21 protein-coding genes are annotated in these 18,152 nt (G+C 66.3%); 5 read left to right on the top strand and 16 right to left on the bottom strand.

Annotated features, from left to right (window positions below):
• Positions 1-8 precede the first annotated feature (8 nt).
• The 16 genes from DSD19_RS02640 to yajC all read right to left on the bottom strand — a co-directional run bounded on the left by DSD19_RS02640 (position 9) and on the right by yajC (position 12,940).
• Entirely contained in the window at positions 9-485 is a 477-nt protein-coding gene (locus DSD19_RS02640) for a chemotaxis protein CheW (RefSeq protein ID WP_075785154.1), read from the bottom strand.
• Positions 482-2,125, bottom strand: coding sequence for a methyl-accepting chemotaxis protein (locus tag DSD19_RS02635; RefSeq protein WP_113668440.1), 1,644 nt, complete (start codon positions 2,123-2,125; stop codon positions 482-484). Before DSD19_RS02635 ends, DSD19_RS02640 begins: the two co-directional genes overlap by 4 nt.
• Positions 2,116-2,598, bottom strand: a complete 483-nt coding sequence (locus DSD19_RS02630) for a chemotaxis protein CheW (RefSeq protein WP_081382075.1) — start codon at positions 2,596-2,598, stop codon at positions 2,116-2,118. The genes DSD19_RS02635 and DSD19_RS02630 overlap by 10 nt, the downstream gene beginning before the upstream one ends.
• The gene (locus DSD19_RS02625; RefSeq protein ID WP_113668439.1) at positions 2,598-4,625 is read right to left on the bottom strand and encodes a chemotaxis protein CheA; all 2,028 of its coding nucleotides are present in this window, start codon (positions 4,623-4,625) and stop codon (positions 2,598-2,600) included. Before DSD19_RS02625 ends, DSD19_RS02630 begins: the two co-directional genes overlap by 1 nt.
• Positions 4,622-4,990 carry a response regulator gene (locus DSD19_RS02620; RefSeq protein WP_075785150.1) on the bottom strand — a complete coding sequence of 123 codons (369 nt, stop codon included), beginning with the start codon at positions 4,988-4,990 and terminating at the stop codon, positions 4,622-4,624. Before DSD19_RS02620 ends, DSD19_RS02625 begins: the two co-directional genes overlap by 4 nt.
• A 21-nt stretch (positions 4,991-5,011) precedes the next feature.
• On the bottom strand, positions 5,012-5,317 hold the full coding sequence (locus DSD19_RS02615; RefSeq protein WP_113668438.1) for an STAS domain-containing protein: 306 nt from the start codon (positions 5,315-5,317) through the stop codon (positions 5,012-5,014).
• Positions 5,318-5,585: 268 nt separating this feature from the next.
• The gene (locus DSD19_RS02610) at positions 5,586-6,107 is read right to left on the bottom strand and encodes a hypothetical protein (RefSeq protein WP_133260346.1); all 522 of its coding nucleotides are present in this window, start codon (positions 6,105-6,107) and stop codon (positions 5,586-5,588) included.
• A 120-nt stretch (positions 6,108-6,227) separates the two neighbouring features.
• The gene (locus tag DSD19_RS02605; RefSeq protein WP_113668436.1) at positions 6,228-6,773 is read right to left on the bottom strand and encodes a DsbE family thiol:disulfide interchange protein; all 546 of its coding nucleotides are present in this window, start codon (positions 6,771-6,773) and stop codon (positions 6,228-6,230) included.
• Positions 6,766-6,924, bottom strand: a complete 159-nt coding sequence (gene ccmD / locus DSD19_RS02600; protein ID WP_113668435.1) for a heme exporter protein CcmD — start codon at positions 6,922-6,924, stop codon at positions 6,766-6,768. The genes DSD19_RS02605 and ccmD overlap by 8 nt, the downstream gene beginning before the upstream one ends.
• Positions 6,921-7,652, bottom strand: a complete 732-nt coding sequence (locus DSD19_RS02595; protein WP_113668434.1) for a heme ABC transporter permease — start codon at positions 7,650-7,652, stop codon at positions 6,921-6,923. Before DSD19_RS02595 ends, ccmD begins: the two co-directional genes overlap by 4 nt.
• 56 nt (positions 7,653-7,708) lie before the next feature.
• Positions 7,709-8,365: a heme exporter protein CcmB gene (gene ccmB / locus DSD19_RS02590; protein WP_075785144.1), complete on the bottom strand. Its 657-nt coding sequence runs from the start codon at positions 8,363-8,365 to the stop codon at positions 7,709-7,711.
• Positions 8,362-8,976 (bottom strand): heme ABC exporter ATP-binding protein CcmA, encoded by a 615-nt coding sequence (gene ccmA, locus DSD19_RS02585; protein WP_113668433.1) that lies wholly within the window; start codon positions 8,974-8,976, stop codon positions 8,362-8,364. Before ccmA ends, ccmB begins: the two co-directional genes overlap by 4 nt.
• A 506-nt stretch (positions 8,977-9,482) precedes the next feature.
• The gene (locus tag DSD19_RS02580) at positions 9,483-9,851 is read right to left on the bottom strand and encodes an Mth938-like domain-containing protein (RefSeq protein ID WP_075785142.1); all 369 of its coding nucleotides are present in this window, start codon (positions 9,849-9,851) and stop codon (positions 9,483-9,485) included.
• A gap of 109 nt (positions 9,852-9,960) precedes the next feature.
• A complete protein-coding gene (secF, locus tag DSD19_RS02575; protein WP_113668432.1) occupies positions 9,961-10,932 on the bottom strand; it encodes a protein translocase subunit SecF in 972 nt (323 codons plus the stop codon).
• A gap of 10 nt (positions 10,933-10,942) precedes the next feature.
• The gene (gene secD, locus DSD19_RS02570) at positions 10,943-12,604 is read right to left on the bottom strand and encodes a protein translocase subunit SecD (RefSeq protein WP_113668431.1); all 1,662 of its coding nucleotides are present in this window, start codon (positions 12,602-12,604) and stop codon (positions 10,943-10,945) included.
• A 6-nt stretch (positions 12,605-12,610) separates the two neighbouring features.
• Positions 12,611-12,940, bottom strand: coding sequence for a preprotein translocase subunit YajC (gene yajC, locus DSD19_RS02565; protein ID WP_075785139.1), 330 nt, complete (start codon positions 12,938-12,940; stop codon positions 12,611-12,613).
• Positions 12,941-13,078: 138 nt separating this feature from the next.
• Here yajC and DSD19_RS02560 point away from each other — a divergent pair, with 138 nt between their 5' ends.
• The 5 genes from DSD19_RS02560 to DSD19_RS02540 all read left to right on the top strand — a co-directional run bounded on the left by DSD19_RS02560 (position 13,079) and on the right by DSD19_RS02540 (position 18,008).
• Positions 13,079-13,831 carry a serine protease gene (locus DSD19_RS02560; protein WP_165828024.1) on the top strand — a complete coding sequence of 251 codons (753 nt, stop codon included), beginning with the start codon at positions 13,079-13,081 and terminating at the stop codon, positions 13,829-13,831.
• A gap of 77 nt (positions 13,832-13,908) precedes the next feature.
• Positions 13,909-14,436: a hypothetical protein gene (locus tag DSD19_RS21990; protein ID WP_207802420.1), complete on the top strand. Its 528-nt coding sequence runs from the start codon at positions 13,909-13,911 to the stop codon at positions 14,434-14,436.
• A gap of 233 nt (positions 14,437-14,669) precedes the next feature.
• On the top strand, positions 14,670-15,557 hold the full coding sequence (locus DSD19_RS02550; RefSeq protein WP_113668429.1) for a calcium-binding protein: 888 nt from the start codon (positions 14,670-14,672) through the stop codon (positions 15,555-15,557).
• A 457-nt stretch (positions 15,558-16,014) separates the two neighbouring features.
• Complete coding sequence (serS, locus tag DSD19_RS02545; protein ID WP_113668428.1) at positions 16,015-17,307, top strand: serine--tRNA ligase; 1,293 nt, start codon at positions 16,015-16,017, stop codon at positions 17,305-17,307.
• On the top strand, positions 17,304-18,008 hold the full coding sequence (locus DSD19_RS02540) for a hypothetical protein (RefSeq protein ID WP_113668427.1): 705 nt from the start codon (positions 17,304-17,306) through the stop codon (positions 18,006-18,008). Before serS ends, DSD19_RS02540 begins: the two co-directional genes overlap by 4 nt.
• Positions 18,009-18,152: the final 144 nt, after the last annotated feature.

The raw sequence follows: 18,152 nt of genomic DNA, 5'->3' as shown, positions 1-18,152 counted from the left end.
TTTTCCCTTCACGCGTCAAGCGGATCGGCGGTCCGCGACTCCGGGAGCGCATCGAAAAGGCGGTCGAGGTCGAGCAGCGTGACGAATTCGCCCTGACGGCGGCCGATCCCCGAGATCAGCCGCTTGTCCCAGTTGAGCAATTGCGCCTCGGGCACATCCTCGACCCGATCTCCATCCAGCGCGGCCACTTCGAAAACCCGGTCGGTGCGAAGCGCAACCTGCGCCCGCCGCCTGCCGGTTTCGAGCCAGAGCACGACGATGCGGGTTGCGTCGTCCTCCTCGGCGGCAGGCAGGCCCAGAACCACGCGCAGATCGACCACCGAAACGCCGGTGCCGCGCACGTCGATCACTCCCAGCACATGGGCAGGTGCATTGGGAATGCGCGCGATCCGGCGCCGGTCGAGGATCTCCTGGACCCGGTCCACCGGCACCGCGAATCTCTCATCGCCAACGCCCAGGGTCACGACCTGCCCGATACCGCTCATGCCGCGCTGTCCTTCTTCCAGTCGCGCATGAACTTGGCGTCGAGCCCGTCCTCCTCGCTGTCGAGATTGAAGTCGAAGCCCAGCGCCGCGGTTCGGCGATCCTTGCGCGGCTTGCTGCGCGCCGGTGCCTGACGAGGGGCCGCACCGCCCTCGGCCAGGCGGAAATAGCCGATGGCGGATTGCAGCTGTTCGGCCTGGCTGGCCAGTTCCTCGGCGGTGCTGGACAGCTCTTCGGAGGCCGAGGTGTTTTCCTGGGTAACCTTGTCGAGCTGCTGGATCGCGAGGTTGACCTGACCGGCGCCGGTCGCCTGTTCCTGGGTCGAACGCGAGATCTGGGTGACCAGTTCGGAGGTCCGCTCGATATCGGGAACCAGGCTTTCCAGCATGGTTCCCGCCTCGCGGGCAGCCTTCACGGTGCTGCCCGACAGCGCCGAAATCTCGCCCGCCGCGCTTTGGCTGCGTTCGGCCAGCTTGCGAACCTCGGAGGCGACGACCGCAAAGCCGCGCCCGTGTTCGCCCGCCCGCGCCGCCTCGACCGCAGCATTCAGCGCCAGGAGGTCGGTCTGGCGGGCGATTTCCTGCACCACCATGATCTTTTCGGCGATGGTCTGCATCGCCTCGACCGCCTCCTTCACCGCCACCCCGCTGACCCGGGCGTCGCTTGCGGACTTGCGCGCCATCCGCTCGGTCTCGGCCGCGTTCTCGGCATTCTGCTGGATCGTCGCGGCAATCTCTTCCATCGAGGCCGAGGCCTCCTCGGTTGACGAGGCCTGTTCGGTCGCGCCCTGGCTCAGCTCTTCCGAGGTCACCGACATCTGCCCTGCCCCGGTCGAGACGTTGCGCGCGGCGGTGCTGACCTCTCCCACGACCGTCCGCAGCTTTTCGCACATGAGGTTCAGGGTCTTCAGCAGATCCCCCACCTCGTCATTGGCGGTCACCCGGGCGCTTTGCGACAGATCGCCCTCGGCCACGGCGCGCGCGAGACGGTTGGCTCCGGCCAGACCGCTGGAAATCGAGCGCAGCATCAGAATGGCCAGCACCGACCCGATGACGACCGCGCCGACGATCATCCCGATCGCCAGACGCCGCGCCAGTTCGAAGCGGTGCGCGCTGTCGGCCGCTGCGGACAGCATCATATCGTTGTTGCGGTCGCGGATGCTGGTCAGGTTGGCCTCCATCTTCGACCAGATGACTGGCGCCTCCTCGGACAAGACGGCGTAGGCGGCATCCTTCTGTCCTGCCTCGGCCAGCGACATCGCCTTGGCCGAGGTGCCGCGCAGCTCCTGGTAGAGTGCGCCATAGTCCTCAAGCGCGGCACGCCCTTCGGGTGTGCTGAGATCCTGCAGATCCGAAACGTATCTCTCGTGCACTGTGCGCGAAGCCGTCAGCGCCTGGGCCACCGCCTCGCGCTGCGCCTGGGTTTCCGCCAGAATATACTCACGCACATCCATCTGCGCGCGCAACGCCTCGGCGGTGACAGCCAGCGTCAGTTCGACCCGTTTGGCCCCGTTATCGACAATATCCTTCAGCCGGCTGTTCAGAGCGGACATGTCGGACAGGGTGATGCCGATGCCCAGTGCCGACATGACGATCAGCAGGACGAAAGCCCCGGCAAGTTTCAGCTTTATGGTCAGACGCATGACGAGGGGTCCTTTTCGAAGGAGAAATCCGCGCTGTCCTCCGACAGGGCGGCGGCATAGATCCGGGCGAGATCCGGAACGATCACAAAACCCTGGTCCGTTCGCGCGATCCCGGACAGGAATTCGGGGGGCCATCGCATGCCGACTTCGGGGATCTCGCCAACCGCGGCATCGTCGAGTTCGGTCACGTCGAGGACCCGGTCGGCAATGACGGCGACGGTGGTCTCCGCGCCCGCGACCGGCACATCCAGCACCAGCATCCGGGTATGTTCGTCCGGCGGACGCGATGTCATGCCGAAGGCCACCCGCAGGTCGGTCAGCGGAACCACCGTGCCGCGCACATTGATAAGACCGGTGGCAAAGGACCCGGCGCGCGGGACGCGGGTCACCGGAACCGGTTCGAGGATCTCATGCAGGATCCGTGTCGGAAACGCGAAAATCTCGTCGGAGAGGGTCAGGGTGACGGCCTGCATCATGCGGCTCCTTTCCGCTTGCGGGCCCGATCCTCGATCGCGGTGCCCAGCGCGATCAGATGGCCCACGTCGAGAATGAGCGCGACCGTCCCGTCGCCGAGGATCGTTGCCCCCGAAAACGCCTTGAGCCCGGCATGGATGCAGGACAGTTGCTTGATCACGGTCTGGGCATTGGCGACAATCCGGTCGACAACGAGCCCGATCCGGCCATGGCTGCCCGCCACGATCACCACTTTCTGGAAGTCCGGCCGCAGCCCGGGGGTCTCGAACACATCGGCCAGACGCAGAAAGGGCACCAGATCGCCGCGGATGTTGAGGAAATTGGACCGGCCCGCGCCCAGAGCCAGGTCGGGCGGCAGTTCCACGCATTCCTCCACGGCCGCGACCGGGATCGAATAGCGTTCGCCGCCAACCTCGACCAGCAGCCCGTCGGTGATGGCCAGCGTCAACGGCAGCCGAAGGGTCACGGTCGTGCCATGCCCCGGTTCGCTGTCGACATCGATCTGGCCGCGCAGCCCCTGAACGACACTGCGCACGACATCCATGCCGACCCCGCGCCCGGAAAGCTCCGTGACAGCCGGCGCGGTTGAAAACCCCGGCTCGAAGATCAGCCGGTACAACTCGGGGCCGGTGACCTGGCTGTTGGCGGGCAACAGCCCGCGCTCGATCGCCTTGGCGCGCAGTTGCCCGTCATCGAGCCCCCGTCCATCGTCATGGATGCGGATATGAACCTCGGCCCCGGCATGGGTCGCGCTCAGCGTGATGGTGCCCTGTCGCGGCTTGCCGGTGGCGGCCCGCGCGCCACCGTCTTCGATCCCGTGATCGGCGGCGTTTCGCAGGATATGCACCAGCGGATCGTTCAGAAGCTCGATCACGGTCTTGTCGAGTTCGGTCTCGCCGCCTGCGGTCACAAAGTCGATGGGCTTGGCGAGCTGGTCCGAGAGGTCGTGGACGAGACGGCGGAAGCGACTGAAAAGATTACCGATCGGCAGCATGCGGATCGACATGGTAGTTTCGCGCATGCCAGAGGTCAGGCGTCGGATATCCTCGGCCACTGCCATCAGCGCCGGGCTTTGGAGCGCCATCGAAAGATCGTGAAGACGCGATTCCGCGATCACCAGTTCGCCGACGCGATCCATGATCTCGTCGAGCCGCTCGGTCGCGACCCGCATCGTCGAACGTTCGCGCTGGCGCGACGCGGTGGCCGGGGCGGGCTCGGCAGGGACATCCGCAGGGGGCAGCTCCGAAGGCCGCGGTTCCGCCGATGCCACGGTTTGTTGGGGCGTCTCGGCAACACTTTCGGGTGCGGCCGCTTCGGCCAGCGACGTCACCTCCAGCACAAGATCGTCGCGCAGGAACAGGAACACCTCGTCGATGCGCGCCGGATCGAGGTCGGCTGCGATCTCGACCGTCCAGACGAAGGGCGGACAGGCCGGATCGAGCGCATCCAGCCCGGGCAAGGCCCCGGTCTCACAGGCGATCCGTACCGCATCCGGGGCCAGATCCTTCAATTCCCCAAGGAGCGCGGGAACATTCACCCCAAGGCCAAGCGCCGTGGGACCGAGCGAGAACGAGATGCGCCACCCGTCCTCGGCCGGGGCAACGGCGGGCGTCGCCTGAGCGGAGGCGGGATGAGGGCCGGAGGCTGCGTCCCCCCCGCCCAGGGCAGCGTCCAGGGACTCGATGAGACTGGCATTGCCCGCGCGGGCCGCAGCAGGATCGTCCAGAAGCGCGGTGATCTGGTCGCAGGCCCGAAGCGCCACGTTGATCAACGCGTCACTGGCGGTCCGTCCGGGAGCGCGCAACGCCTCGAAGGCCGTTTCGAACCCGTGCAGGAAATGGGCGAGATCGACATGGCCGAACATCGCACCTGACCCTTTGAGGGTGTGGATGTCGCGAAACAGCGCGTCGATCAGGGCACGGTCGCCCGGTGCCTCCGAGAGGTCGAGAAGATTACGCTCGATCGCGCTTTGAAGTTCGCGCGCCTCGATCAGGAAGACGGCCGCGCCATCGTCGTCGTCGGTCATGTGCCCACCATTCGCTTGACCACGGTCAGAAGCTGCGCCTGGTCGAACGGCTTCGACATCCAGCCCAGCGCCCCGGCGGCCTTGGCCTGCTGGCGCAGGTCGTCGCGGGTTTCCGTCGACAGAAAGACGATCGGCACGCCCATCCCGCCCGGCCGCCCGCGATAGGCGCGGATGAAGGACAGACCGTCCATCCGCGGCATGTTCTGGTCGGTCAGGATCGCGTCGGGCCGCACCGAGGCGAGCAGCGACAGGGCCTCCTCGCCGTCGCCGGCCTCCATCACGTCATAGCCCGCCCCCGCAAGGGTCTTCTTCACCATCTGCCGCACCGACGGGGAATCGTCGACGATGAAGACCTTCTTCGCCATTTTGAACCTCCTGAGTCCTGGTCACACCTGCGCGGACGCCATCGCGCCCGCGCGGCGCAGCAAGGCCGGATCGAGGCCGCAACCGCGCATGCACGTTTCGACCAGCCCATCCGGCGGCAGGTCGATCTCGAGCGTTGCTCCCAGAACGCTGGCCGTCTTGACGGCCGACAGAAGCACCGCAACCCCCGACAGGTCGCAGCGCGTCCATTCCGCCGTGTCGATCCGGTAGGCCCTTTTCGAGCTCAGATCGGAGATGAGCCGGACCCGCAAATCCTCGGCGATTTCAAGGTCGATCCCGTCGATTCCGTGGATCAGGCTGGTCGCCATCGTCGCCTCCTGTGATCTTCGACCCTCTCTAGCCCGAAAAACTTAACGCTACGTCAAGTTGTGTCGAAGGTTTGCCTGCGATCCGGTGCGGGGGTGCGTGAGAGCACGCCCGCACCGGATCGCAGGGCTTTAGGACGACGTAAGGGCAAGCGCCCGGTATTTTTGGGGGGAACACGCGGGTTGAATTGCATTGGCCGCGCCCCCGGACAGGGGATCTGCAACGGCCAAACGGCCGGGCCGGGACACATGCCCCGCCCTGGCCTTCCGGTCAGCCTTTGCCGAAGCCGAACGCCGGCTCCAGCGCCTCCCGGTATTCGTCCATGGCGAAGGCCGCCGAAAGAGAGGGACTGCCGACAGGGCCATACCGGAAGGACAGCTGACCCTCGACCGGCTCGGGCGTCTTGTGGAACGGCTCCTGCAACTGTCCAGCGCCGAGACCGAGACCGGCCGGTCGGACGACCGCGCGGTCTGATCGGTGTGCTGCATCTGCTGATCCGCGACCGCCCCGGGGGCCGCCGTCCGCTTCGACGACGCCGATATCGAGCGGCTCGATCTGGCGCTTTCGCCCGACAGTCTGGCGATCCTTTTGACCAATCTCATCGACAATGCCCGCGAGCATGCCAACGGCCCGGTCGAGATCGCGCTGTCGCCCGGTCCGGTGCTCCGCATCGCCAATCCCGTCGATGGACCGGCCGATCTGACCTCCGAGCGCTGTGCCAAGCGGCGCGGGGCGCGGGACCGGCGATTGTCCGGGGCCATCGCCGATCAGCACGGCATCGGACTTGCCCATGAGAAGACGGACGGTCACGTGACGGTCCGGCTCGACCTCGCGGGCAGTGCGATCCTACCGGCACCTGATCTCATGGGTCTATGGCGGCGTCCCGGGACCGGGCTCGTCCGCGCCCCCAGTCTACTGCGCGGCAGCCTCCATCGTCGGCCGGATCGTGGACTCGACGATTTTTGGGGTCAGCGGCCCGGGATGGCGCAAGAGCACCATGCCGTTGCCGTCCAGAACGAAGGTCTCGGGCACGCCATAGACCCCCCATTCGATGGCGGTGCGGCCCGACGCATCGGCCCCGATCGCGGCGAAGGGATCACCAAGCTCGTCGAGGAAGCGCTGCGCCTTCGCCGGATCGTCCTTGTAGTTGATGCCGTAGATCGGAACCCCGGCCTCGGCCAGAGCCTTCAGGTCCGGATGCTCCTCGCGGCAGGGCGCGCACCAGCTGGCCCAGAAATTCACCAGCTTGACCTGGCCATCCCGAAGCGTCTCGGCGGTGAATGGCGCCTCTCCGCCCAGATCGGTCAGCTCAAGCGCCGGGGCGGGCTTGCCCACAAGCATCGAGGGCAGAGCGTTCGGATCGTCGCGGGTCATGCCGATGAAGAACAGCGCGGCCAGCCCGGCAAAGATCACCGGGGGCACCAGCAGAAGCGGCGAGATCCTGCGTTTCTCAGACATCCGGCTTTCTCCTTGCCTCGACCTCGTCAAGCTGGCGCCTCACCCGCGCCCCGCGCCAGAGCGACAGCGCCACCAGCCCGGCCAGAAGCCCCAGGGTGATGCCGTAGGAGGACAGCACCGCGACCGCGTATTTCCCCAGATCGGGCATCATGCCATCCGCTCCCGCGCGATCATCGCCCGGATGCGGCGGGCGCGGATCTCGGTCCGGGTGCGCAGCAGAACGAGCGCGACGAACAGACAGACGAAGCCCGCGATGCAGAGCAGAAGCGGAATATAGAACACGTCGGCCACGTTTTCCTTCTTGTCGAGGCTGAGCGAGGCGCCCTGATGCAGGCCCTGGCTCCAGAAATTCACCGCATAGCGGCTGAGCACCGCGAAGACCGACCCCACGATGCACAGGACCGAGGTCAGGTCGGCGGCGGCATCGGGGTTCTCGATGGCCTCCCAGAGCGCGATATAGCCGAGATAGAACAGGAACAGGATCAGGAACGAGGTCAGGCGCGGGTCCCAGACCCAGTAGGTGCCCCACATCGGCTCGCCCCAGATCGCGCCGGTGACCAGCGCGATCAGGGTCATGGTCATGCCGATGGGCGCGGCCGCCCGCGCCGCCAGCGCCGAGACATGGTGGCGGCGGACGAGCCAGATCAGCGAGGTCACCAGCATCATCACCCAGGCGTTGATGGCCATCATCGCCGAGGGGACGTGGATGTAGATGATCTTGACGGTGGAGCCGAAATTCTCGGCCTCGGGCGTCAGGAAGAAGCCCCAGACCAGCCCCACCCCCAGAGAGATCGCCGCCGCCACCGCGAAGACCGGCAGCAGGACCGACGAGGTCCGCATGAATTTCTGCGGGTTGGCATATTCCCAAAGCGACGACATGAGCGTGTTCCTAGTGGCGTTTCGGAAGGCCCTCAAGTGACGAGCGTGTGAGGCCCCTAGCGCAGATTGATACGGATTGCCGCAGCCGCGGCGAAAGGCAGGAGCGCGGTCGCCGCCAGCGTGATCGCGGCCAGCATCAAAAGCGGAGTGCCGGTGTCGCGCCCGTCGATCCCGCGCGCCACAGCCTCGGCACCGAAGATCAGCGTCGGCACGTAAAGCGGCAGCACCAGCAGCGACAGCAGAAGCCCGCCCCGCTTGAGCCCCACGGTCAGTGCCGCGCCGAAGCTGCCGATCATGCTGAGCGCGGGTGTGCCAAGCGCAAGGCTCGCGGCCAGCCAGCCATATCCGGGCGCGGGCAGGTTCAGCAAAAGCCCAAGGCCCGGGGCGGCGAGCGTCAGCGGCAGGCCGGTCGTCACCCAATGCGCCGCCGCCTTCATCGCGACGGCGCCTTCCAGCGGGATCGGCGCGGTTGCCAGCAGATCGAGCGAGCCGTCCTCGTGGTCGAGCGCGAAGATGCGGTCGAGCGAGAGCAGGCAGGCCAGAAGCGCGCCGACCCAGAGGATGCCGGGCGCGATGGCGGCCAGAAGCCCGCTGTCGGAACCGACGCCGAAGGGCACCAGCACGACGACGATCAGGAAAAAGGCAAGCCCGAGCCCGAAGCCGCCGCCCGCGCGGATCGCGAGCTTGAGGTCGCGCTGCAGCAGCGCGATCATGCGAAAGCCTCGTCGAAACTGTCGATCCGGCGCGGCCGGGCGCGGAAGGCCGAGACGTCCAGTACGCCCGCCTCGAAGCCAAGATCGATATGGGTCGCGATGAGGGCTGCGCCGCCCCGGTCCAGATGCCGGGCGACGGCGCGGCCGAACTGCGCGACCGAGGCCGCGTCGAGCGAGACGGTGGGTTCGTCGAGCATCCAGATCGGACGGCCCGTGACCAGCAGCCGGGCGAGGCCGAGGCGGCGTTTCTGCCCGGCCGACAGGTTCTGGGCCGGACGCCCGGCGAGATCCGCGAGATCGAAGGCCTCGATCGCCGGGGCGATATCGGTCTGGCCGAAGATCCGGGCCCAGAAGGTCAGGTTTTCGGTCACGGTGAGGGTGGCCTTGAGCCCGTCGGCATGGGCGGCATAGGCAATCGACTCGGTCGGCGCCGAGACGGAGCCTGCCAGCGGCGGCTGCAGCCCCGCAAGCGTGCGCAGAAGCGTCGTCTTGCCAATGCCGTTCGGTCCGCGCAGCATCAGCGCCTGCCCGGCCGCGAGGGTGAAGTCCACCCCTTCAAGGACCGGCACGCCGCCGCGTGCGCAGGCCAGATCCGTCACCACCAGTTCCATGCGCTTCGCATAGCCGAAAGGGCGCCAGGCGGAAAGCCGGAAACGGGCGGCTCCCGCCCCCGGCCGGCGCGGCGCTGACGCGCCCGCTTGTCCGGCGTTGGGCCGGGCGCGCGCGTGCCGCGCGCGCAGCCTCCGGCGGGGGTATTTGGGCCAAGAAGAACGGAGGTGCCACGATCAGGGATGACGGCGGCTTTCAGGGCAACTGGCCGGGGCGGATCACGGGATCGGGGCTGGCGCGGGTGTCCGTCCCCACGCACCTCGCAGGGTTCCAGGCCTGAACGCCCCTTACGGGCGTCCCAAGGCTTGCCTGCGCCAGAGGGAAGGCCATGTGAAGCAGTCCCGACGCTCCTCCGGTCGAGCCGAATGGATGGGCTGGCTCAAGACGGCAAGACGACCTGATGAGTTCCAAGCCCAACGCCGTTCCGCGTTCGGCCAACCGTTTCCGGCATCGGCCACCTGACACGGTGGAGAGGTACCTTCGATCGGCAGCCAGCAGGATCAGGCCGTCAGGCCCCGGGCGCAGGCATCGGAAACAGGGCGACGGCGACTCGGCGGCCCTCGGCCAGAAGCACGTTGTAGCTGCGCGCCGCCGAGGGACTCGACATCAGCTCGACCCCGAGCCCGGCCGCCTCGAGCCGGGACTGGAGCCGGTTCGGCAGCGGCACGAGCGTCGGCCCGGTGCCGATCAGCAGGATATCGACGCGGCCCGCCAGCGCCATCAGGGGCGCCTCGTCCTCGGGACCGGCCCAGCGCTCGACACGGCCGAGGGCCACGAGCGCCCCGCCCTCGCGGACCTCGCCGCCGATCCGGAAAAAGCCCGGGCCGTAGCCGTCGATGGGCAGGCCCTCGGGGATGGTCATCTCGGTCAGTTTCATCGGGCTCTCCTGTCGCGTCGCGAAGCCCGATCATGGCACGGGCGCCAGGCGGAGGAAACCGCCCGGCGCCCGGGATCTTCAGGTCATTGCCCGCGGGGGCCAGTGCGGATCAGCCCTCGGCCTTGGCGAACTGCGTGCCCGCACCGCCATCGCCATCCTTGGACCAGTCGCGCTTGACCCCAAGCATCAGCAGGATGTTCGAGGCCACGAAGATCGAGGAATAGGTGCCGACGATGATGCCCCAGGTCATCGCGAAGACGAAGCCGCGGATCACGTCGCCGCCCAGCACGATCAGCGCGATCAGCGCCAGAATCGTCGTGAAGGAGGTCATGGTGGTGCGCGAGAGCGTCTCGTTGATCGAGAGGTTCAGCACGTCCTTCAGGTCCATCTTCTTGAACTTGCGCAGGTTCTCGCGAACGCGGTCGAAGACCACCACGGTGTCGTTGACCGAATAGCCGACGATGGTCAGAATTGCCGCGATGATCGCCAGATCGAACCTCAGTTGCAGCCCCGCGAAGATGCCCATGGTCAGCGTCACGTCATGGATCAGCGCGACCACGGCCCCAAGGCCGAACTGCCATTCGAAGCGCAGCCAGATATAGACCAGCATGGCGAGGATCGAGAGGCTGACCGCGATGGCCGCCGACTGAACCAGTTCGCCCGAGACCTTCGGCCCCACGCTTTCGACCGAGGGGAAGGTGATCGAGGGATCGATCCCGGTCAGCGCCTGTTCAAGGGCTGCGATGGTTTCGGGCGTGACGCTTTCGGCATCGCCCTGGGCCTGGATCCGGATCTGGGCCACGTTCTTGTCCGGGCCGAAGCTCGGGTCGAACACCTCGGTGATCGAGACGTCGCCCAGATCGAGCGCCGAGATCGCATAGCGATAGGCGCCGACATCGACCGGCTGGCTGCTTTCGGTGCGGATCGTGGTGCCGCCCTTGAAGTCGATGCCGAAGTTGAGCCCCATCGTGAAGACCAGAACGATGGAGACCACCATCGCCAGCGCCGAGGCGCCGAGCGAGACATGCGAGAACTTGAAGAAGTCCCAGCTGGTATCGGAGGGAACGAGTTTCAGGCGCATGGATCTTCCCTCACAGCACGATGGTCTTGGGGCGGCGGCGTTCCATCCACATCACGATCATCAGCCGCGTGACGTAGATCGCGACGAAGACCGAGGTGACGATACCGATGGCCAGCGTCACGGCAAAGCCGCGCACCGGACCGGAGCCCATGGCGAACAGGATCACCGCCGTCAGGAAGGTGGTGATGTTGGCGTCGAGAATGGCCGAAAGCGCGCGCTGATAGCCCAGCTCGATGGCCCGCGCCGGTCCCTTGGCGGTTTTCAGTTCCTCGCGGATGCGCTCGAAGACCAGCACGTTGGCATCGACCGCCATGCCGATGGTCAGCACGATCCCGGCGATGCCGGGCAAGGTCAGCGTGGCCCCGATCAGCGACAAGAGGCCGAAGATCAGCCCGATATTCACGACCAGCGCGACATTGGCAAAAAGCCCGAACAGCCCGTAGCTGGCCCACATGAAGACCAGCACCAGCATAAACGCCGCGATCGACGCGATCTTGCCGGCCTCGATCGAATCGGCGCCCAGCTGCGGACCGATGGTGCGTTCCTCGAGGAAGGTCAGTTCGGCCGGCAGCGCGCCCGCGCGAAGAAGAACCGCCAGGTTGGTCGATTCCTCGACCGAGAAGTTGCCGGTGATCTGGCCCGACCCGGACGGGATCGCCTCTCGGATCACCGGGGCCGAGATGACCTCGTCGTCCAGAACGATGGCGAAGGGCGAGCCGACATTCTCGGCCGTGTACTGGCCGAACTTGCGGGCGCCCGACGGGTTGAACCGGAAGGTGACCGAGGGCGCGCCGTTCTGGTCGAAGGCGGGCTGGGCATCGGTCAGGTCCTCGCCCGAAACGACGGGCGTCTTCTCGATGATGTAATAGGTGCCCTGCTCGTCCATCGAGGGCAGCAGGACATTGCTGGCCCCGGGCGCCTCGTTGGGGTTGGTGGTGCGCGAGACGACCGGGTTGAAGGTCAGCCGCGCGGTGGTGCCGATCAGCGCCTTCAGCTCGTCGGCCGAGCCGATGCCGGGCACCTCGATCAGGATGCGGTCCTCGCCCTGGCGCTGGATCGTCGGCTCGCGGGTGCCGACCTCGTCGATCCGGCGGCGCACGATTTCCAGCGACTGGCGCAGGGTGCGGTCGATGGTGGCCTGCTTCTCGGGCTCGGAAAGCTGTACGGTCAGCACCGCGCCCTCGCCCGAAACCTCGATATCCGAGGCCCCGACCCCGGTCAGGCTGACGATGGGCCGCGCCAGCGCCCGCACGGCCTCCAGCGCGGCGGGCATGCCCTCGGGCTCGCTCAGCCGTACCTGCAAAAGACCCGGCGTGCCCTCGATCCGGCGGATCGGGCCGACCTGGTCGCGGACCGCGCGCAGCGCGTCGCGCACATCGGGCCAGAGCGCGTCCATGCGGTCGGCATAGACATCCTCGACCTGAACCTCGGCCAGCAGATGCGCGCCGCCGCGCAGATCGAGGCCCAGATTGACCAGTCCCGAGGGCAGCCAGCCGGGCCATCCGTCGCGGCTGGCGATCAGTTCAGGGGTCGCGCCCTGGGTCTCGATGGCCTTGAGGGCATCGTTATGCCCCTCGACCCGGGAGTAGAAGACGTTGGGCGCGGCGAAGAGCAGCCCCAAAAGTACAAGCCCCCAGACCGTGGCCCGTTTCCAAAGCGCGAAATCCAGCATGGGCGATCAGGCCTTTTCCGCCGGCTCGGTCCGGTTCAGCACCTGAGCGATGGTCTGGCGCACGACGCGGACCTTGACGTTTTCGGCGATCTCGACCTCGACCTCGCCATCGTCCTTGACCTTGGACACCTTGCCGATCAGCCCGCCCTGGGTGATGACCTGGTCGCCACGGCGCAGCGCATCGACCATCGCCTTGTGTTCCTTGGCCTTCTTCTGCTGCGGACGGATCAGAAGGAAATACATGATCGCGAAGATCAGGATCAGCGGAATGAACGAGCCGAAGGCGCCAGCGGCGCCGCCGCCGGCCGCTTGCGCGAAGGCAGGCGTTGCAAACATATGGAAAATCCCCGTGTCCGAAGGGCGATCGGGCCGCCCGGTTTTCAGTCGCGGCGCACCCTATCCGTGGGTCTTCTGCTTGGCAAGGCGCTGCGCCGGGGCTTCAAATGGCGGCGCGAAGCAGGCATATCAAGGGCCATGCGACCTCCGATCCGCCCGCGTGCCGCGCTGTCCCTTCTCCTTGCCGTCGCGCTGGGGCTGGCCGCCCTGCCCGCCGCCCATGCCGCGGGCGCCCAAGACCGGGATCGCAACCGGGCCGAGCCGCTGGCCGAGGCGCAGCACCGCGCCTGGCGGGCCATCGGCCGGGTCAACGTGGCGGGCTTCGACACCGGCGGCTTCTGCACCGGCACGCTGATCGCGCCCGACCGGGTGCTGACCGCGGCCCATTGCCTTTATGCGCTGCGCGGCAGCGCGCGCGCCCAGCCCGGCCAGGTGCATTTCCTCGCGGGCTGGTACAAGGGTACCTATGCCGCCCACCGCATCGCCCGCGCGGTCCTGTCGAACCCGGACTTTCATCCGGGAAAGAAACCGGATTTCCGCAGCTTGCGCAGCGATGTTGCGATTCTGGTTCTGGAAACGCCGATCACGGACATCCCGCCCCTGCCGGTCGCCACGCCCGATCTGGTGGGCCCGAGCGTCACCGTGATCGGCTATCGCCGCGACCGGCTGAACGCCCTGACGAAGGTCACGGATTGCCGGGTCGTGGTCCAGAGCCCCGGCATGGCCGGCCTCGGCTGCCCGGTCGTGCAGGGCACCTCGGGCGCGCCGGTGCTGCAGCGCGAGGGATCGCGCTGGTCGGTGGTCGGCGTCGTGTCGGCTTCGGTCAGCGGCGCGGGCGAGGTCCATTCTGTCGCCGCCCGCCCCAGCGCCGCCTTCCTCGCGGGCCGCTAGGCGCGCCGGACCGCGCCGCGCAAACCGGTTCCCTCCCGCGCGCATTCCGGGCAGTCTTGGGCGCAGGGGGAACCACAATGACGGCACACTGCTCGCGTCTCGTCGACTGGGCCAGCCATCTCTGGCGGCCGGATTTCAAACGGTTCAGCGGCTTCGGCTGGATTGTTCGCCTGGTGCTGGCATTGCCCCTGCTCGCACTGGCGATCATCGCGCTCGGAGCGGCGGTCCTGGCCGTGGTTCAGTTCGCTGGCGCCCTGGTCCTTACGAACCGGTTCGCCAGCATCGAGGGACAATATGAGGCGATCCGCAATGCCGGTCTGGTCCTGGCAGCCCTTGTCGGCGTGCCGTTTCTGGTCTGGCGCTCCATCGTCGCGCAAAAGCAGGTGGACGTGGCCGAACAGGGCCTCATCACCGACCGCCTGAACAAGGCGGTCGAAGGCTTGGGCGCGGAAAAGACGGTCAAGCGGCGGCTGACACACCCGGACGGCACGACCGGGATAGAAGAAACCACCGAGCCCAATACCGAGCGCCCGCATCTGGGTTACCGAAACATGGGGCGACGACCCATCGAAACCGTCATGTCATTCGTCAGTCAAGAAGGTTAAGTGGACACCTTATGCAAGCCTTGAGGGTATAAATTTCGGGGATCCCTTCACGGCGACGTAACGTCAAGACCGCACTCAACGTGATAGGTCGCAGAAGGCCCGACAAAATTACCTTGGAAGGTGCAGTTTCTGCAAATACCCGCCGAAACCAGACCGCTGTGGTCGCTAACACAGTTTTAATGTCTCCCTCCTAGACGCAAGGTGTTAAGTGAAGCCAGTAAAAAGGTAAGCTCATGGCGTTTGTTAACGGTACTGATGGCAACGACTACATTGTTCCCAACTACGACGGCGGTCCGTGGTATTACGCGGACACCGTGTATCTCAAGGCGGGTAATGACTACGTCGACACCAGCTCCGGCGACGATTACATTGATGCGGGCTCCGGCAACGACACGGTGAACGCGGGCGACGGAGACGATCATATCTTCGGAGGTGACGGAAATGATCATCTCAAGGGAGGTATGGGTAACGATGTCATCCATGGAGGCGAGCACGACGACACCATCAACGGCGGTCAGCAAGACGACATGCTTTATGGCGACGGTGGCAACGACACTTTCCAGCATACCGGAAGCGACGGCTGGGACTGCTACTTTGGTGGCAGCGGCGACGACACCATTCTTGTCGAAGCGGTCTCATCCTACTCGATGTGGGGGCAGATCAAGATCCAATCTCTGGACTCTGTTGAACACATTACTAACGAAGACACGACTAAAGACGTCGATATCTTGGTCGATGGAGAAATTGATTTCAGCAATACCGAGATCACCGGAATTCGGCACATACTGGGGCAGGACGCCAACGACACCATCATCGGCAGTAAAGAAAACAACTCGATCAATGGGGGGGCGGGCAACGATATCCTGATGGGTTTCGAGGGGAGCGACGTTTTGACCGGAGGCGCAGGCGCCGATCAGTTCGTCTTCATGCAAGATAAGTCGGTCGATAGGGTCATGGACTTTACCGACGGGGAAGACATGCTGGTCTTCTCAGGAGCGACGAGCCTGCAACTGTTTGATCACAATGGAAGTGCGTTGCTGTACATGAACAATGACACTTACGTCCTGCTTGAAGGAGTGGATCCGAGCCTCATCGACGGCTCGGATATCTTCTTCATCTAGAGCAGAACGACCTTACGCAGCTGATGGAGTCTACCGAAGCCGACGGACTTACGCGGCTTCGGCCCACACCACTCCATCAGATTTTCCCTTCACGCGGGATCTGCGAAAGCAGTTCCAGCAATGCGGAAGATCAGGAAATGTGTCCACTAACCGTCTTCCCAAGCAATTCCGGGAAAGGAGGCCCCCTCTGTCAGGACAGTTGTCACCGCTCGTAACTTTGGCAGCATGATCTGAGGCGGGCGGGACACGATGATGACTTGGCGTATTCACCGGAACGGAAGGCTGCGGTTGTCGCGAAGATGCTGCCGCCGACAAATTGGTCCAGAATCAAACTCAACAGCGGCGAGTTCCTCCTTGCCTGGCACGAATGGCGCGCCGATCCGGCCTCTTACGTCCCTCCGCAAGATCGGGCATAACCGGCCCGAGACCAAGACCCAGACCACCCCGAGGACAAGACATGCACGACATCCGCGCCATCCGCGAGACCCCCGACGCTTTCGACGCCGCCCTGGCGCGCCGCGGGCTGGCGCCGGTCTCGCCCGCGATCCTTGCGCTGGACGAATCCCGCCGCGCCAAGATCTCTGCCGCCGAAGAGGCCCAGGCCGCGCGCAACGCCGCCTCGAAGGAGGTGGGCGCCGCCAAGGCCCGGGGCGACGAGGCCGAATTCGAACGCCTGCGCGCGCTGGTGGCCGAGAAGAAGGACGAAATCGCCCGGCTCGACGACGAGGCCAAGGCCGAGGACAGGCGCCTTCAGGACATGCTGATGGGCCTGCCGAACCTGCCGCTGGCCGATGTCCCCGACGGCGCCGACGAGGCCGACAATGTCGAGCGTCACCGCTGGGGCACCCCGCCCGACCTGGGCTTTGCCGCGAAAGAGCATTACCAGCTTCCGGGCGTCGCCGCGGGCATGGATTTCGAGACCGCGGCCAAGCTGTCGGGCGCGCGCTTCGTGGTGCTGAAGGGCGCGGTGGCCCGCATTCACCGGGCGCTGGCGCAGTTCATGCTGGACACCCACGTCACCGAGAACGGCCTGACCGAGGTCAACGCGCCGGTGCTGGTGCGCGAAGAGATGATGTACGGCACCGGCCAGCTGCCGAAATTCGGCGAGGACAGCTATCAGACGCGCGAGGGCTGGTGGCTGATCCCGACCTCGGAAGTGACGCTGACCAATACCGTGAACGACACGCTTCTGGACGAGGCCGACCTGCCCCGCCGGATGACCGCGCATTCGCTCTGCTTCCGGTCCGAGGCGGGCTCGGCGGGCCGCGACACGGCCGGAATGCTGCGCCAGCACCAGTTCGAGAAGGTCGAGATGGTGTCGATCGTGCATCCCGATCAGGGCCTTGATGAACTGGACCGGATGACGCGCTGCGCCGAGGGGATCCTGGAAAAGCTTGGCCTGCCTTACCGGACGGTTGTGCTTTGCACCGGCGACATGGGCTTTGGGGCCCGGCGCACCCATGATCTGGAGGTCTGGCTGCCCGGTCAGGCGACCTATCGCGAGATTTCCTCGGTGTCCTATTGCGGCGATTTCCAGGCCCGGCGGATGAATGCCCGCTTCCGGCCCGCGGGCGGCGGCAAGCCCGACCACGTCCACACCCTGAACGGGTCGGGCCTTGCGGTGGGGCGCTGCCTGATCGCGGTGCTGGAAAACGGCCAGCGCGAGGACGGATCGGTCGCCCTGCCCAAGGCGCTCGCTCCCTGGCTCGGCGGCAAGACGCTGCTGACAGTTGAAGGAGAACTGGCATGATCGACCCGGTCAAGGCGGTCCTCGTCTTCGTCGCCACTGTTTTCTTCGTCGCCTCGGCGGTGATGCCCGGCGGGTTCTCGGGCTTCGAGCCCTCGCAATTCCCGATCCCGCAGGACGATCCGCCGGTGCAGCCCGCGGGCTATGCCTTCGCGATCTGGGGCGTGATCTATGTCTGGCTGGTGATCTCGGCAGGCTTCGGGCTCTTCCGCCGGGCGAGCGACGGCGCCTGGGAGCGCTGCCGCCTGCCGCTGATTCTGTCGCTTGCCCCGGGTGCGGCCTGGATCGGGGTCGCGCAGCTCTCGCCGGTCTGGGCGTCGCTGCTGTTGTGGTGGATGGCCGCCATGGCGATCTGGGCGCTGGTCGAGACGCCTCTGGTCGACCGCTGGTGGCTGCAGGCGCCGGTCGGGCTTTATGCGGGCTGGCTGACCGCGGCCAGCTGGGTCTCGGTCGGCCTTCTGGGCGCGGGCCACGGCATCGTCTTCGGCGAAACCGCTTGGGCCCTGATCGCGCTTCTGGGCGCGCTGGCGACCGGGGCGGCGGTGCTTTTCCCGCTCGACCGCGCGCCCGCCTATGGCGTGGCGCTGATCTGGGGCCTTGGCGGGATCGTCGTCGCGAACCTTTTCAGCGCGCCGCTCGTCGCCATTGCCGCACTTGCCGGTGCCGTCGTGATCGGCTTTCTCACGGTGCGCGCCGCCACCTGAGGCACGCCACTCCGGCTCCATTGCGCGGCCTGCGCCGGTTCATGGGTATTTAGGCCAAGAAGAAGAGACGGGCTGGGCTTCTTCTTGGTTCAAATACCCATGACGGACCAGACGAAGACGGGCACCGCCTTTAGGGCGGCGCGG

The organism is Rhodovulum sp. BSW8, from assembly GCF_003314725.1.
GTDB lineage: Bacteria > Pseudomonadota > Alphaproteobacteria > Rhodobacterales > Rhodobacteraceae > Rhodovulum > Rhodovulum visakhapatnamense.
This window is presented reverse-complemented; position numbering and strand designations above follow the sequence as displayed.